Here is a 15,380-nt window from a genome sequence, read left to right as displayed (position 1 = left end):
TTTTCTTGGATCAATTCGAGGTTTTTCCTAGCTGGGCATACAGGCAAGCGCATAAAAATCTGGGATAATCCAGCACTTATGCGCAATTCAAAATACAACAAGAATCAAGCATTAGAAATCCACCACTAGTCGATCACCTTGCACATTTGTTTCCGTGCACATAAGATCGTGGATCGAATTTTGCAAGCGACTGCCTTCAATCTGGAAAGCCCACACACTATGACTACTTCACAGCAATTATTAGAAGAATACGGTCCACGCGATGCGATGGAATATGACGTTGTAATCGTTGGCGGCGGCCCTGCTGGCTTATCTGCGGCGATCAAACTCAAACAACTGGCCGCAGAAAGCGGCAAAGAAGTGTCTGTCGTGGTCTTGGAAAAAGGTGGCGAACCGGGCGCGCATATCTTATCCGGTGCAATTATGGATCCGATCGCCTTGACTGAACTTTTTCCAAATTGGAAAGAACTTGGCGCACCACTCAATACACCAGTCACGGAAGATCGCATCTATGTTTTGACTGAGAATAGCGCATTCAAAACACCGAATTGGCTAGTTCCTAAATGCTTCCATAATGAAGGCAACTATATTGTTTCTTTAGCTAATGTCACACGCTGGTTAGGCCAGCAAGCCGAAGCCTTGGGCGTAGAAGTTTTCCCTGGCTTTGCCGCTGCTGAAGTCTTATTCAATGAGGATGGTTCAGTCAAAGGCGTTGCCACTGGCAATATGGGCGTGAACCGCGAAGGTGAAGCATCGCCTTCATTCCAGATCGGGATGGAATTACATGCGAAATACACCTTGTTTGCAGAAGGCGCACGTGGCCACCTCGGCAAACAAATGATTACGAAATACGAGCTGGACAAAGGCAAAGATCCGCAATCTTACGGCATAGGCATTAAAGAATTATGGGAGATCGATCCTTCCAAACATCAAGAAGGCTTGGTCGTACATACGACAGGCTGGCCGATGATGAGTGAATACGCAGGGTCATTCCTTTATCACCTGGAGAATAATCAAGTGGCGGTTGGCTACGTCGTTGGCCTCGCTTACGAGAACCCATACATCTCACCATTTGAAGAATTCCAGCGTTTCAAAACCCATCCAACGATTCGTGGTTTCTTCGAAGGTGCAAAACGGATTTCTTACGGTGCACGGGCAATCACTGCAGGTGGTTTACAGTCTCTGCCCAAACTGACTTTCCCAGGTGGTGCATTAATCGGTTGTGATGCAGGCTTCTTAAATATGAGTCGTATCAAAGGTAGCCATGCTGCAATCAAAACTGGCATGCTGGCTGCCACTGCAGCATTTGAGGCATTGGGCGCGGACCGTCAACATGATGAACTGGTGGCCTATTCCACCGCATTTGAAGCGTCATGGTTACATGAAGAATTACACGTCGCACGTAACGTCAAGAATTTGCTAAAGAAAGGCGCATACGGTTCACCTTTTGTCTGGTTAGATCAAGTGCTATTGCGTGGCAAAGCGCCCTGGACTCTACGCCATTCCACACCGGATCACGCATGCCTGCGCCCTGCTTCTGAGTTCACACCGATCAACTATCCTAAGCCAGATGGCAAGTTAACTTTTGATCGTTTGTCGTCCGTATTTATCTCCAATACCAATCACGCTGAAGATCAGCCTATCCATCTGACTTTGAAAGATGCGAGTGTGCCAGTCAACATTAACTTAGCAAAATACGCTGGACCTGAAAGTCGTTACTGTCCAGCCGGTGTATATGAATTCGTAAAAACGGATGAAGGGGGTGATCGCTTACAAATCAATGCCCAGAATTGCGTGCACTGTAAGACTTGCGATATTAAAGACCCGACGCAAAATATCGTGTGGGTGACACCTGAAGGTGGTGGTGGTCCGAATTATCCTAGTATGTGATTTATTTTTGAATGGCTCGTTAGTGAGATCGACTCCTTCAAGTGATATGAAAAACCGCTATTACGTAGCGGTTTTTTACTTTTTACTGCGCATTTTTGGACGAATCTCGCTTACATCCAAAAGCAATTTTTTAAAACGATACTAGCCACATAAGTACAATAAAATTCTCAAATTATTAATTACGCAACGTGATAATATTAACTATGCTTTTTACTATCCAGACCCGCCAATTCATGCCACTAATGTATTCCTTACACATAACTCAAAAAACCTTAATCTGTGCCGTCTTGAGTACTTGTTACGCGACCAGTACGGTGCATGCACAAGAAAATAGAGGAAGTAAAGCAGCAACAAAATTAGAACCAACGCAAAAAGTCGAAATCAATGCCAAACAGTATGATGCACGACGCGAGGACACCGCTTCCAAAATCGTAGTGACAGAGGACGAAATTAAGCAGTATGGCGAGTCTAATGTTGCAGAAATTCTCAAGCGCCAATCTGGCGTTACCGTCAGCGGCAATGAGATTCGTATGCGTGGCTTGGCCAGCGGCTACACGCAAATTCTAATGGATGGCGAGCCGCTACCAAGAGGCATGGGTATAGAAACTGTCGATGTTAACAAGATAAAGCGAATAGAAATTCTACGCGCAGGTACGGCAGACTTGAGCACCCGCGCCATCGCCGGCACCATCAATATTGTAATGAAGAAGATAGAGACGGCGAGTCGTGAATTCAGCACTAGTTTGAATCGATCCGCAATTGAATCTTTTGGAAATATCAGCTTGAATCAATCCGACAAGAGCGATCGTTTTTCTTATGGAGTCGGCGTTCGTATCATCTCGGGACATTTTTTAGGTCGTAATCAGACTTTACTAGAGACCCTTGATGGATTAACAGGACAATACGCTACAAAACTCGCACATAGTGAAGCAAAAACCTCATTTCCCGCGCTCAATATCGATCCTAGATTCACGTGGATGCTAGAAAATGGCGATACCCTCACCTTGAAGAATCGAATTTTCTATCAAAAGATAGATAGAGACAGTTTGACGGACTGGGGGAACTCGACTGATAAAACTAAGACACATGACGATAGAAAAGGGCTGGGTGCAGAGCTCAACTGGGAGCGTCGTTTAGCCAATGAATTTGGCAACAAATCCACCTTCAAATTCAATCTAGGCGTAAATCATTTTGTGCTAGGCACTACGGGCTCAGATCAAACCTCGGCTAGCAATTCTTCTTTACCATCGACACGACAAACGCAACTGAATGAAACACATCAAGATTGGAAATCAACTGGCAGTTACGTGACTTCATTTGCTAAAACTCATATCCTTAAAAGCGGATGGGATAGTGCGATCACCATCTCTGATAGCCATAAAACCCAGACGACTATGCAAGCACAGTCGCCGACCATCTTGAACGATAGTAGCGATGTACGCATTCAGCGAGCTGCCTTCTATGTGCAGGATGAATGGCTAACAACCCCGACGTGGTCCAACTATCTTGGACTGCGTTGGGAGATGTTTCAGACTACAGGATCGGGCGACCAGTTTAGCCAATTTAAAAATAAGACCAGTGTACTAAGTCCGATACTGCAAAGTTTATGGAAGCTAGCCGATAGCAAAGAAAACCAAGTCAGATTCGCGTTCGCCCGTAGTTTTAAAAATCCAGAAGCCTCCGACTTAATTCCTACCAAGTTTAAGAGTTTGAATAATCAGTTTGCTTATCCCGAACGCAGTGGCAATCCATTTTTAAAACCAGAAATCGCTCTAGGCCTTGATGCTGGGTTTGAACATTTTGGTGAGAATGGCCTGAAATACAGTGCCTCGGTTTATCTTAAAAAGATTGAAAACCTTATGCGCCGCGACATTAGTCTAATCGATCAAAGATGGGTCGATATGCCTGTCAATGATGGCAATGCACAGGCTCGTGGGTTGGAGTTCGATACCAAGTTTCCCTTATCAATCTTATTTGAGGATGGAAAAAATATAGAATTCAGAGCCAATGCAGCGCGCAATTGGTCGTCAGTTGACAATGTTCCCGCACCGAACAATCGATTTGCACAACAAGCGCGTTTATCCGCCAACACAGGGATAGATTATAAGGCGAACGATATCTGGTCGGGCGGTGCGTCTTATACCTTCACCAACGGAGGACCATTTCGATTATCCCAAGAAAACAGTCGCTATATTAGTGTGAGCCGCCGCTTGGATGCGTTTGTGAAATGGAAGTTGAACAAAGAAACCACAATGCGATTTGTTGCGCGCAATTTGCTAGCGCAAGACAAAGTGAATATCGAACAATATGCCAGCAGTAAGCTCACAACCAAGAATCAAGAATTTGCTCCTTCGTTCAGACAATTTGGCGTCACACTTGAGATGAAATTGTGACGAAATAGTTCACACTGACCATTCTTGCTTAAGAATTTTATCCAGCCAAAAAGCCCCAATAACGGTTTTGACATCGGTAATCTTTCCTGACTTAACCCACTCCAACACGTCAGAAACAGGTGCAGTGAAGGTTTCTAAAAACTCTTCCTCATCGAGCCTTGCCTCGCCCGCAATCAAACCGCGTGCCAGATAAATATCAAGATGTTCATCGGCATAGGCAATCGCGTTATGGATAGTGCAGAGAAATTGCCAGTCGCTGGCGGTGTAGCCAGTTTCTTCTTTGAGTTCACGTTTTGCGCAGACTAATGAATCTTCGTTGGGATCGATTTTTCCCGCGGGGAATTCCAGAAAAACTTGATTCAATGGATAACGAAACTGGCGCTCCATCAACACTGTGCCATCTTCAAACAAAGGCAGGATAACGACGGCGCCCGGATGTTTGATGTATTCACGCGTAACCAGATTACCGTCCGGCAGTCTGACCGTGTCTTTTTCGACATGCAAGAAATTGCCTTGATAGACACGTTGGCTATCAACTTTAATTTCGGCTAATTGAGGGTTTTGATCTGGACCTAGATCTAGAATATTCATGCTGTTTTTGGTCGCTTTGATTAGGTGCTGAGTGGTGGCTAGTTCTTACTGAATTTTGCTAGCTATGACTTTTGCGCAGATAGCGAAAAACGAATCCGGGAAACGCCAATACGATAAACAAGCAGGCTGTTACCGCAAAAAATTCCCATTTCTGTTCGAAGCGATTGCCGGCATTTGACTCTAAAAAGAAGCCTAAAGCACCCACGACAAAATACAGCACAATCAGCTCAGCTAAACGCAGCCAGGCTGATTTTTTTTTCGAAGTCTTTAAGGGGATCAGACCAAAGACACGTTCAGTGATGAACGGCAAACTTGCGGCGAAAAGTGCCACGAAAATCACAAGCCAACTTGATAGTGATGTATTCAAGGCACTTCTCTCTTTAGAATAGGAGATGAAAAAACTTAAGAAGCTAAGGCACTCTTCACTGCATCAACACAGCTACGCAATAATGAGCCTGGCATCAAACCGAGTGCTAACACGGCTAAACCATTGACGCTCAATACCAACTTCAAATCCATATGCGCAGCGATAGGCGAAGTATCAACTGGCTCGTCAAAGTACATTACTTTGACGATACGCAAATAGTAGAACGCACCGATCAACGAGAACAAGACTGCAGCTACCGCCAACCAAATCTGACCGGTAGCTACTACCGAGCTCAACACCGATAATTTTGCATAGAAGCCCATCAATGGCGGAATACCTGCCAATGAGAACATCAGTAATAACATGATGAAGGCGAACCACTTACTACGTTTATTCAAACCTTTGAGATCGGCAATGTTTTCTGCTTCAAAACCAGCACGTGACAACATCAAAATAATACCGAAAGTACCCAAAGTCGTCATGACGTAGGTAATCGCATAAAACATAGAGGCGCTATACGCTTCTGCGGCAAGCTCTGTATTGCCGTTCGAGACGCCAGACAAGAAGCCCAGCAACATGAAACCCATTTGTGAAATGGTGGAATACGCCAGCATACGTTTCAAATTAGTCTGAGCAATCGCGGTGATATTACCAATCGCCATCGACATCACTGCCAGCACCATTAACATTTGCTGCCAGTCGACTGCCAGGCTAAACAAGCCTTCGACTAATAAACGGTAGGTAATTGCGAACGCGGCCAATTTTGGCGCGCCACCCAACAATAAGGTAACGACCGTGGGAGATCCTTGATAAACGTCCGGCACCCACATATGGAAAGGCACAACACCCAATTTGAACGCCAAACCGGCGACCAAGAAAACAATACCAAATACCAGAATTGTTTTATTGGCGGTGACAGAAGCTGCAACCTTAGACATCTCATTCAAATTCAAGGTACCAGTCGCGCCGTAGAGCATAGAAATACCATACAACAGGAAACCTGAAGCCAAAGCCCCCAAGACAAAGTATTTCATCGCAGCTTCGGTCGATACATTATTGTCGCGACGTAAGGCCACCAATGCGTACAAGGCCAAAGACATTAGTTCCAGACCAAGGTAAATAATCAAGAGATTATTACCGGAGATCATGATCATTTGACCCAACAAAGAAAACAAAGCCAAGGTGTAGAACTCACCGCCGAGCAAACCGCTAGTCATGCCGCGATCTGTCGCATACTGACGTCCATAAATAAAGGTCACGCCGACTGCAATGTAGCTGAACATTTTTAGCAGATTCGACATAGCATCAGAAACGAACATGTTATTGCTCAAGTAAACTGAACTACCTGTCGTTGCATTCATCGTCAACACACCACAAACACCCAACGCCAGCAGGCTCAGTGCGTAAGTGATATTTCGCTTTGTATCGCCGAGAAACATATCGATCAGCAAAATAGCGCAAATCGACAGCAGCAAAAATACTTCTGGATAAAGTGATGGTGGAATCAGGTTCATATTATTGATTTCTAATTTCTAATGGCTACTATGGAGCAATTTTAGATGTTGCAACATGCTTCAATAAATCAGCAACGGAGACTTGCATCGCATCGGTGAATGGGGCTGGATACACGCCCATCGCAATCACTGCAATCGCCAGTACGCCCAGCATAAAGAATTCACGCTTGTTCAAATCCGTTAATTTCGCCACGTGATCATGCGTGATCGCGCCGAACACCACGCGCTTGACCATCCATAATGAGTAAGCGGCACCAAAAATCAGCGCAGTCGCGGCTAGCATGCCGATCCAAAAATTAAACTTAACGGCACCGATGATCACCATGAATTCGCCGACGAAACCTGAGGTCGCTGGCAAACCGCAGTTAGCCATAGAGAACAAGACGAACAAAGCAGCAAACTTAGGCATCGTGTTGACCACCCCACCGTAGTCAGCGATTTCACGTGAATGCACGCGGTCATACAATACACCGATACAAAGGAACATCGCCGCGGAAATAAAACCGTGAGAAATCATTTGGACGATGGCGCCCTGCACCGCCAATTCATTAAACATAAAGAAGCCAAGCGTGACGAAGCCCATGTGAGCAATCGAAGAATAGGCTACCAACTTCTTCATATCTTTTTGTACTAATGCGACCAAGCCGATGTAAACCACCGCAATCAAAGACAAGGTAATCATCATGCCGGATAAGTAATGACTAGCGTCAGGTGCGATCGGCAAAGAGAAGCGCAAGAAACCATAAGCACCCAATTTCAACATGATCGCAGCCAACACCACAGAGCCACCGGTCGGTGCTTCCACGTGAGCATCGGGCAACCAAGTATGTACTGGCCACATTGGTACTTTCACCGCGAATGCCATCAGGAACGCCACGAACAACATGATTTGCTCATGCAAAGTCAAAGGTAATTGATGCCAAGTCTGAATATTGAAAGAACTACCAGATTTGAGGTAGAGATAAATAATCGCTACCAAAGTCAGCAAAGAACCTAACAAGGTGTACAAGAAAAACTTAAACGCTGCATAAACACGATTTGGTCCACCCCAAACACCGACGATGATGTACATAGGGATCAGAGTCGCTTCGAAGAAGACATAGAACAGCAAACCATCAGTCGCACAGAAAACGCCTATCATCAATCCTGACAGAATCAGAAAAGCACCCATATATTGGGCGACGTTTTTCTCTATGACTTCCCAGGCGGCGATCACCACGATGACCGTAATGAAGGCAGTCAAAGGCACCAACCACATGGAAATACCGTCGACACCTAAAGCATAAAAGGCATTGAAACGGGAAATCCAGGAAAAACTTTCGACGAACTGCATGCCATGCGCAGTGTTATTAAACCCATCAATAATTGGAAGGGTAACCGCAAAACTGAGCAGTGAACCAATCAAAGAAAGAGTTCGCACAAAACCAGGGCTTTTATCGCGCCCCAAGGCTAATACAACAACACCAAATACGATTGGCAACCAAATCGACAGGCTTAATAATGGAGAGTTTGACAGCATCATGATTATCTTATTATGGTCACTTATTTAGCAAACGGGATAGGCATGAAATAAATCAAGAAGCCCAATACACCCAAAATCATTACCAGCGCATAGTGGTAGATGAAACCAGTCTGGAACAAACGAACCAACTTGGAGAACAACCCGACCAACTTCGCACTACCATTAACGACCAAACCATCGATCAAACCTTTATCGCCGATATTCCACAAACCGCCACCCAACAAACGGGCGCCACCCGCAAACACGATTTCATTGAATTTATCCATGTAATATTTGTTGTCGAGCAAAGAATAAACAGCACTGAACTTTTGTTTAATCATGGTTGGAATCGCAGGCTTCACCATGTAGAAGAAGTAAGACAATGCCACACCAGCCACGGCTAACCAGAACGGTGGCGTCATCAGAGCATGGACGCCCATTGCTTGCCAACCATGGAACTCTTCCTTCAATTCACCCATCGCATGGTGTGCGTGATGATCAATGAAAATCACATCTTTGAAGAAGTCACCGTACAACATAGGTTCTATCGTGTACAAACCGATCAACACAGATGGAATCGCTAACAAAGCTAAAGGAACCCACACCACCGCAGGAGATTCATGCGGTTTTTGTCCCGGTGCCAAGCCATGATGGTGGTCATCATGATGATCGTCGTGACCGTGCGCATCATGAGCGTGACCGAAATTTTCCTTACCGTGGAATACCAAGAAATACATACGGAAAGAATAGAAAGCCGTGACGAAGACACCTGCCAATACCGCAAACTTAGCAAAACCAGCACCAGGCAAATGCGACAACATGACGGCTTCAATAATCGAATCTTTTGAGTAGAAACCCGAGAAGAATGGCGTACCGATCAATGCCAGAGAACCTAATAATGACGTAATCCAAGTCACTTTCATGTACTTACGCAGACCACCCATATTGCGAATGTCTTGATCATGATGCATACCAATAATCACAGAACCCGCCGCTAAGAACAATAATGCTTTAAAGAAGGCATGTGTCATCAAATGGAACACTGCCACTGAGTAAGCCGACGCGCCCAAGGCGACTGTCATATAACCCAGTTGAGACAAGGTTGAATACGCCACAACACGTTTGATATCGTTCTGAATGATACCTAAGAAGCCCATGAACAAAGCAGTGATAGAACCGATGATCATGATGAAATTTAAAGCGGTATCAGACATCTCGAACAATGGCGACATACGAGCCACCATGAAAATACCGGCAGTCACCATCGTTGCTGCGTGAATCAAAGCAGAAATTGGTGTAGGGCCTTCCATAGAATCAGGCAACCAGACGTGCAATGGGAATTGTGCGGATTTACCCATCGCGCCGATGAACAAGCAGATACAAGCAACGGTGATCAACATCCAGTCAGTACCTGGCAACATCAATGGTGCGAGTTCCGCTTTCTTGGCAAAAACTTCGGCGTAATCCATAGAGCCTGCGTAAGCCACTAACAAACCAATGCCCAAAATAAAGCCAAAGTCACCAACACGATTCACCAAGAAAGCCTTCATGTTGGCGTAAATAGCAGTGGGTTTGGTATACCAGAAACCAATCAACAAATAAGAAACCAGACCAACTGCTTCCCAGCCGAAGAACAATTGCAAGAAGTTATTGCTCATCACGAGCATCAACATCGAGAAAGTAAATAAAGAAATGTAAGCGAAGAAGCGGTTGTAGCCTTCGTCTTCAGCCATATAGCCTACGGTATAGATATGCACCATCAATGACACGAAAGTCACCACACACATCATCATAGCAGTCAGGCTATCGACCAAAAAACCAACTTCAAGCTTCAGGCTACCAACCGTCATCCAGTGGTACAGAGTGGCATTGTATTTTGCGCCATCGAGCACTTGCGACAAAGTCATGCAAGACAGAATGAATGCAATCAATACACCAAGAATAGTCGCTGTATGCGACACCTTGCGACCAACCAGATTGCCGAAAAATTTCGTGCCTAACAGACCAGCAATCGCTGCACCAGCGAGTGGCGCTAATGGTACTGCCAGCAATAAATGTGGGTTAAGTTGCCCCGCCATAATGACCCTTTGTTATCTTAATTCTTATAAATTCTCGAACTGCATTCAAACCAAGAAGACTGTTACTACATTAACCTTTGAGCGTACCCAAATCTTCGACATTGATCGTATCCAGATTGCGGAACATCACCACCAAAATCGCCAAACCAATGGCCGACTCAGCGGCCGCCACAGTCAAAATAAAGAAGACAAAAATCTGTCCCGCTGCATCACCCAAATAATGTGAAAATGCGACAAAATTCATATTCACCGCCAGCAACATTAACTCTATCGACATCAATAAAACAATGATGTTTTTGCGATTCATGAAAATACCGACGATAGAGATGGCGAACAAAATCGCGCCCAAAATCAAAAAATGTGTCAGAGTCAAAGCCATTTATACACCTGTATTTTCTGCATTAGTTGCACTTGCCTGCACATCGCCTGTTGAGCGATTTGATTCTGCTTTCATGCTCACAATACGAACACGGTCAGCACGTTTTACTTTCACAGCAGCCGCTGGATCGAAATACTTGCTGTCTTTACGTTTGCGTAAAGTCAAAGCTACTGCGGCAACGATTGCTAACAATAAAATCGCAGCAGCAACTTCAAATGCAAATACATAGTTCGTGAAAATTTCTATACCTAAAGCCTTAGTATCTCCAATTTTTGAGGCTGCGGCAGGAACACTATTGTCTGTGCGCAAAAAGCCTCGGAATAGTACCGCAGACATTTCCAATGCGATAACGACACCAACAATGGCAGCCAGTGGCAAACGTCCCCAGAAGCCTTCTCGCAACTTGTCCATATTGATGTCCAACATCATGACTACGAACAAGAACAAAACCATGACTGCACCAACGTACACCAGCACTAACACGATCGCCAGAAACTCCGCTTTGAGCAACATCCAAATTCCGGCCGCATTAAAGAATGCCAGCACCAGAAATAAAGCCGCATGCACAGGATTACGAGCAGTGATAACTTGCGTTCCAGCGATAATCAAAATCGCCGAAAACACATAAAATAAGACAGTAACAAAATCCATAATTCAGCTCTTCCAGTTTAACGGTACGCTGCATCGGCTTGGCGAGCCGCAGCAATTTCTGGTTCATAACGATCACCGACTGCAAGCAACATCTCTTTGGTGAAATACAGATCGCCACGTTTTTCGCCGTGATATTCCAAGACATGGGTCTCTACGATGGAATCAACCGGGCAAGACTCTTCACAAAATCCGCAGAAAATACATTTGGTCAAATCAATGTCGTAACGTGTCGTGCGACGTGAACCGTCTTCACGTTGATCAGATTCAATCGTAATAGCCATTGCCGGACAGACAGCCTCGCACAATTTGCAGGCGATGCAACGCTCTTCTCCATTTGGATAGCGACGCAAAGCGTGCAGGCCACGGAAACGAGGGGATTGCGGTGTTTTTTCTTCTGGGAATTGCACCGTAATTTTGCGCGCAAACATATAGCGACCCGTCAAGGCCAAGCCTTTGATCAACTCGCGCAGCATTAAGCTGCCAAAAAAATCCTTAATTGCTTCCATTATTTGCTTCCAATTTTCTTTAGCTGTTTACTTCCAAATATTCCAGGAGGTTTGCATCCATGCCGCAACGATCACCAAATAAACCAAGGTCAAAGGAATAAACACTTTCCAACCTAAGCGCATGATTTGATCGTAACGATAGCGCGGGAAAGAAGCACGTGCCCAAATGAACATCGATACCACAACAAAAGTTTTCAAGCCTAACCAAATCCAGCCCGGCAAATAGGCTAACAATCCCAGCACAGGAACGGCGTGACCTATCGGTGAATTCCATCCACCCAAGAACATCAAAGACGCTAAGGCGGAAATCAAAATCATATTGGCGTATTCAGCCAAGAAGAACATGGCGAAGGACATACCTGAGTATTCAACCATGTGACCAGCAACGATTTCAGATTCACCTTCAACAACGTCGAATGGATGACGGTTAGTCTCGGCAATACCGGAAATCACATAAATCACGAACATAGGCAGCAAAGGCAGCCAATTCCAAGACAGAAAATTCCAACCATGCTCAGCAAAATAGCCTTTCATCTGACCGTTGACGACATCTGACAAATTCAAGCTACCAGATACCATCAATACAATCACAAGCACAAAACCCATCGCGATTTCGTAAGAAACCATTTGAGCTGAAGCGCGCATTGCACCTAAGAAAGCATATTTAGAATTGGATGCCCAACCGGCGATAATGATGCCGTACACCTCCATCGAGGTAATTGCCATAATCAGCAACAAACCAGCGTTGACGTTTGCCAAAACGACTTCGGGACCGAAAGGAATCACAGACCATGCAGCCAAGGCTGGCATAATCGTCATAATTGGTGCAATCACGAACAACACTTTATTCGCTTTTGCCGGGATGATGATTTCTTTAAGCAGTAACTTTAAAGCGTCAGCAATCGGTTGCAAAAGACCAGCAGGGCCAACACGATTTGGACCAAGACGCACGTGCATCCAGCCTATCATTTTACGTTCCCACAAGGTCAGGTAAGCAACGCAGCCCATGACCGGTAAAGTGATACAGATAATCTTGGTTAAAGTCCACACCAAAGGCCACAAACCACCGAGGTATTGCACGCCGTAGGACTGAAGCGTATCTAAGAAATTCATTATGCACGCTCCACATTAATCGGGCCGAACATCGCACCCAGTTGATGGGTTGCCAAAACTCCGGCAGCCACGCGCACCACAGTCGCAGGCAAAGTTTTATCAAGCTTAGCAGCGCCTAAGACCGAGCTACCTGCTTGTGTTAATTTCACAAAATCGCCATCAGCAATACCCAGACGTCCAAACTCTGCGGCGCTCAAGCTAATCACTGCGGCTTTCGCATCGGCTGTGCGTTGTAAGGATTCAGAACGACGCACAATCGCATCGGTGCTATAGATAGGCACATCAGATACACGTTCCAAGCCGGTATGCTGAACAGAAGAAGCAATCGCTATATCTGCAATGTTATTTAACTTAGACGACAAATCAGTTTGCCCTTGACCTAAAACAGCATCACGAACCGCTTCTGCTGTTTCAAACTCAAAGTTATCGAGGCCTAACAAATTCCCCAGTACACGCAATACTTTCCATGCAGGACGCGTATCACCTAATGGTTTTACGACACCATGGAAGCTTTGCGCACGACCTTCGCAATTGACGAAGGTACCCGCTGTTTCGGTAAATGGAGAAATCGGCAACAAGACATCAGCGTATTCCATGCCATGTTTAAACGCGGACATAACGACAACCATGTCTGCTTGTGTCAATACTGCTTGTGCTTGATTAGCATTCGCAAAATCGAATGTTGGTTCGGCGTTCAGCAACAGCACTGCCTTACGCGCATTACTTAAGACATGAGTCGCCGTATCAGCATTTGTTGGAACAGCGTCAGCAAGATAAGCACCGACGGTATTGGCGGCTTCGGTTAAGTAACCAAAACCAGCCCCCGTATTTTGCGCTATCCATTGTGCCAAGGCGTGAATCTTAGATGCATCAGGATGTTGCGTCGCTGTGTTACCCAAGAACACACCAGCCGATTGCGCCTCTGTACCTGACAACAAACTAGTCGCAATCGCTAGTGCCGCGTCTGATACAAGGACTTCCGCTAAACCAGCTGGTTTAGCAATTTGTTTTGCGCTAGCAACCGCAGTTGCGATTTCACTTAAGAAAGACAACCATGCAGATGGAGCGAGAACTGCTTTATTCGCGACCTTCATCAAGAGTTCATCATCGGTCGCATGCAAGACACTTAACTTCGTGCCAGATTTGACCGATTGACGCAAACGAGCTGCTAACAATGGGTGATCTTTACGCAGGAAAGAACCAATTACAAAGACTTGCTTCAATTGTGCAAATGCAGCAATAGACATACCCAACCATGGTTTGATTTTGCCAGTTAAAGCCAAATCAGATTGGCGCAAACGCGTTTCGATATTGTCAGAGCCCAGACCACGTACTACGCGCGACAAAAGACTTAATTCTTCCAATGTGGAATGGGCGGAGGCCAAGCCAGCAATAGCATTCGCACCATGCTCATGCTTTACATTTTTCAAACCATGCGCAACATATTCCAATGCCGTTTGCCAATCAGTTTCTTGCCATTGACCGCCCTGTTTCAACATAGGCTTAGTGAGACGATCAGCGCTATTTAAACCTTCGTAGGCAAAACGATCTTTGTCGGAGATCCAGCATTCATTGACCGCATCATTTTCCAAAGGAACGACGCGCATGACTTTGTTGTTTTTAACTTGAACGATTAGATTCGAACCGAGGCCATCGTGTGCGCTGACCGACTTGCGACGTGACAACTCCCAAGTACGCGCTGAATAACGGAACGGTTTGGAAGTCAATGCACCCACTGGGCACAAGTCAATCATATTGCCAGACAACTCTGAATCAACCGTTTTACCAACGAAAGATGTAATCTCTGAATGCTCTCCACGACCGAGCATACCAAGTTCCATTACACCAGCAACTTCTTGGCCAAAACGTACGCAGCGTGTGCAGTGTATGCAGCGGCTCATCTCTTCCATCGAGATCAGAGGGCCAACATTTTTATGAAACACTACACGTTTTTCTTCTTCATAGCGCGAGCTTGTTTTACCGTAACCGACCGCCAAATCTTGCAATTGACATTCACCACCTTGATCGCAAATTGGGCAATCAAGCGGATGGTTAATCAACAAAAATTCCATCACGTCTTTTTGTGCCTTGACCGCTTTATCGCTATTCGAACGAACGATCATGCCTTGTGTCACTGGCGTAGCACAGGCTGGCAAAGGTTTAGGCGCTTTTTCAACCTCAACCAAACACATGCGGCAATTAGCAGCAATCGACAATTTTTTGTGATAGCAAAAATGAGGAATGTAGGTGCCAAGTTTATTAGCAGCGTCCATCACCATGCTGCCCGCAGGGACTTCTACTTTCTTGCCGTCTATTTCAATTTCAACCATGGTGTGCTCTGGGTACGCTAAGCGAATAAATATTCAGACTTGAATTAATTCTCAATTCAAGAACAAA

12 protein-coding genes are annotated in these 15,380 nt (G+C 45.4%); 2 read left to right on the top strand and 10 right to left on the bottom strand.

Annotated features, from left to right (window positions below):
- Positions 1-219: 219 nt before the first annotated feature.
- Entirely contained in the window at positions 220-1,890 is a 1,671-nt protein-coding gene (locus AC1RR2_RS08290; protein WP_493221786.1) for an electron transfer flavoprotein-ubiquinone oxidoreductase, read from the top strand.
- 203 nt (positions 1,891-2,093) lie between these two features.
- Complete coding sequence (locus AC1RR2_RS08285) at positions 2,094-4,283, top strand: TonB-dependent receptor plug domain-containing protein (protein WP_493221785.1); 2,190 nt, start codon at positions 2,094-2,096, stop codon at positions 4,281-4,283.
- 9 nt (positions 4,284-4,292) lie between these two features.
- Here AC1RR2_RS08285 and AC1RR2_RS08280 read toward each other — a convergent pair whose 3' ends face one another.
- From AC1RR2_RS08280 to nuoG, 10 genes are all read right to left on the bottom strand, one after another.
- Entirely contained in the window at positions 4,293-4,874 is a 582-nt protein-coding gene (locus AC1RR2_RS08280; protein WP_493221784.1) for an NUDIX domain-containing protein, read from the bottom strand.
- Positions 4,875-4,932: 58 nt separating this feature from the next.
- Positions 4,933-5,241 (bottom strand): DUF2818 family protein, encoded by a 309-nt coding sequence (locus AC1RR2_RS08275; RefSeq protein ID WP_493221783.1) that lies wholly within the window; start codon positions 5,239-5,241, stop codon positions 4,933-4,935.
- 35 nt (positions 5,242-5,276) lie between these two features.
- Positions 5,277-6,755 carry an NADH-quinone oxidoreductase subunit NuoN gene (gene nuoN, locus AC1RR2_RS08270; protein WP_493221782.1) on the bottom strand — a complete coding sequence of 493 codons (1,479 nt, stop codon included), beginning with the start codon at positions 6,753-6,755 and terminating at the stop codon, positions 5,277-5,279.
- 28 nt (positions 6,756-6,783) lie between these two features.
- A complete protein-coding gene (locus AC1RR2_RS08265) occupies positions 6,784-8,277 on the bottom strand; it encodes an NADH-quinone oxidoreductase subunit M (RefSeq protein WP_493221781.1) in 1,494 nt (497 codons plus the stop codon).
- 20 nt (positions 8,278-8,297) lie between these two features.
- Positions 8,298-10,334, bottom strand: a complete 2,037-nt coding sequence (nuoL, locus tag AC1RR2_RS08260; RefSeq protein ID WP_493221780.1) for an NADH-quinone oxidoreductase subunit L — start codon at positions 10,332-10,334, stop codon at positions 8,298-8,300.
- Positions 10,335-10,404: 70 nt separating this feature from the next.
- On the bottom strand, positions 10,405-10,713 hold the full coding sequence (gene nuoK / locus AC1RR2_RS08255; protein WP_390209359.1) for an NADH-quinone oxidoreductase subunit NuoK: 309 nt from the start codon (positions 10,711-10,713) through the stop codon (positions 10,405-10,407).
- On the bottom strand, positions 10,714-11,364 hold the full coding sequence (locus AC1RR2_RS08250; protein WP_493221779.1) for an NADH-quinone oxidoreductase subunit J: 651 nt from the start codon (positions 11,362-11,364) through the stop codon (positions 10,714-10,716).
- 17 nt (positions 11,365-11,381) lie between these two features.
- Positions 11,382-11,870 carry an NADH-quinone oxidoreductase subunit NuoI gene (gene nuoI / locus AC1RR2_RS08245; protein WP_315472925.1) on the bottom strand — a complete coding sequence of 163 codons (489 nt, stop codon included), beginning with the start codon at positions 11,868-11,870 and terminating at the stop codon, positions 11,382-11,384.
- Between the two features lie 27 nt (positions 11,871-11,897).
- Positions 11,898-12,983, bottom strand: a complete 1,086-nt coding sequence (gene nuoH, locus AC1RR2_RS08240; protein WP_493221778.1) for an NADH-quinone oxidoreductase subunit NuoH — start codon at positions 12,981-12,983, stop codon at positions 11,898-11,900.
- Positions 12,983-15,313: an NADH-quinone oxidoreductase subunit NuoG gene (gene nuoG / locus AC1RR2_RS08235; RefSeq protein ID WP_493221777.1), complete on the bottom strand. Its 2,331-nt coding sequence runs from the start codon at positions 15,311-15,313 to the stop codon at positions 12,983-12,985. Before nuoG ends, nuoH begins: the two co-directional genes overlap by 1 nt.
- Positions 15,314-15,380: the final 67 nt, after the last annotated feature.

It is taken from the genome of Undibacterium sp. GW821-FHT11H02 (assembly GCF_058808015.1).
This window is presented reverse-complemented; position numbering and strand designations above follow the sequence as displayed.

Bases quoted from the DNA above. Each gene is read 5' to 3' on its own strand.
- nuoH (WP_493221778.1), bottom strand. From the start codon at position 12,983: ATGAATTTCTTAGATACGCTTCAGTCCTACGGCGTGCAATACCTCGGT.
- nuoL (WP_493221780.1), bottom strand. From the start codon at position 10,334: ATGGCGGGGCAACTTAACCCACATTTATTGCTGGCAGTACCATTAGCG.
- AC1RR2_RS08265 (WP_493221781.1), bottom strand. From the start codon at position 8,277: ATGATGCTGTCAAACTCTCCATTATTAAGCCTGTCGATTTGGTTGCCA.
- nuoG (WP_493221777.1), bottom strand. From the start codon at position 15,313: ATGGTTGAAATTGAAATAGACGGCAAGAAAGTAGAAGTCCCTGCGGGC.
- nuoK (WP_390209359.1), bottom strand. From the start codon at position 10,713: ATGGCTTTGACTCTGACACATTTTTTGATTTTGGGCGCGATTTTGTTC.
- AC1RR2_RS08280 (WP_493221784.1), bottom strand. From the start codon at position 4,874: ATGAATATTCTAGATCTAGGTCCAGATCAAAACCCTCAATTAGCCGAA.
- nuoI (WP_315472925.1), bottom strand. From the start codon at position 11,870: ATGGAAGCAATTAAGGATTTTTTTGGCAGCTTAATGCTGCGCGAGTTG.
- AC1RR2_RS08285 (WP_493221785.1), top strand. From the start codon at position 2,094: ATGCTTTTTACTATCCAGACCCGCCAATTCATGCCACTAATGTATTCC.
- nuoN (WP_493221782.1), bottom strand. From the start codon at position 6,755: ATGAACCTGATTCCACCATCACTTTATCCAGAAGTATTTTTGCTGCTG.
- AC1RR2_RS08250 (WP_493221779.1), bottom strand. From the start codon at position 11,364: ATGGATTTTGTTACTGTCTTATTTTATGTGTTTTCGGCGATTTTGATT.
- AC1RR2_RS08290 (WP_493221786.1), top strand. From the start codon at position 220: ATGACTACTTCACAGCAATTATTAGAAGAATACGGTCCACGCGATGCG.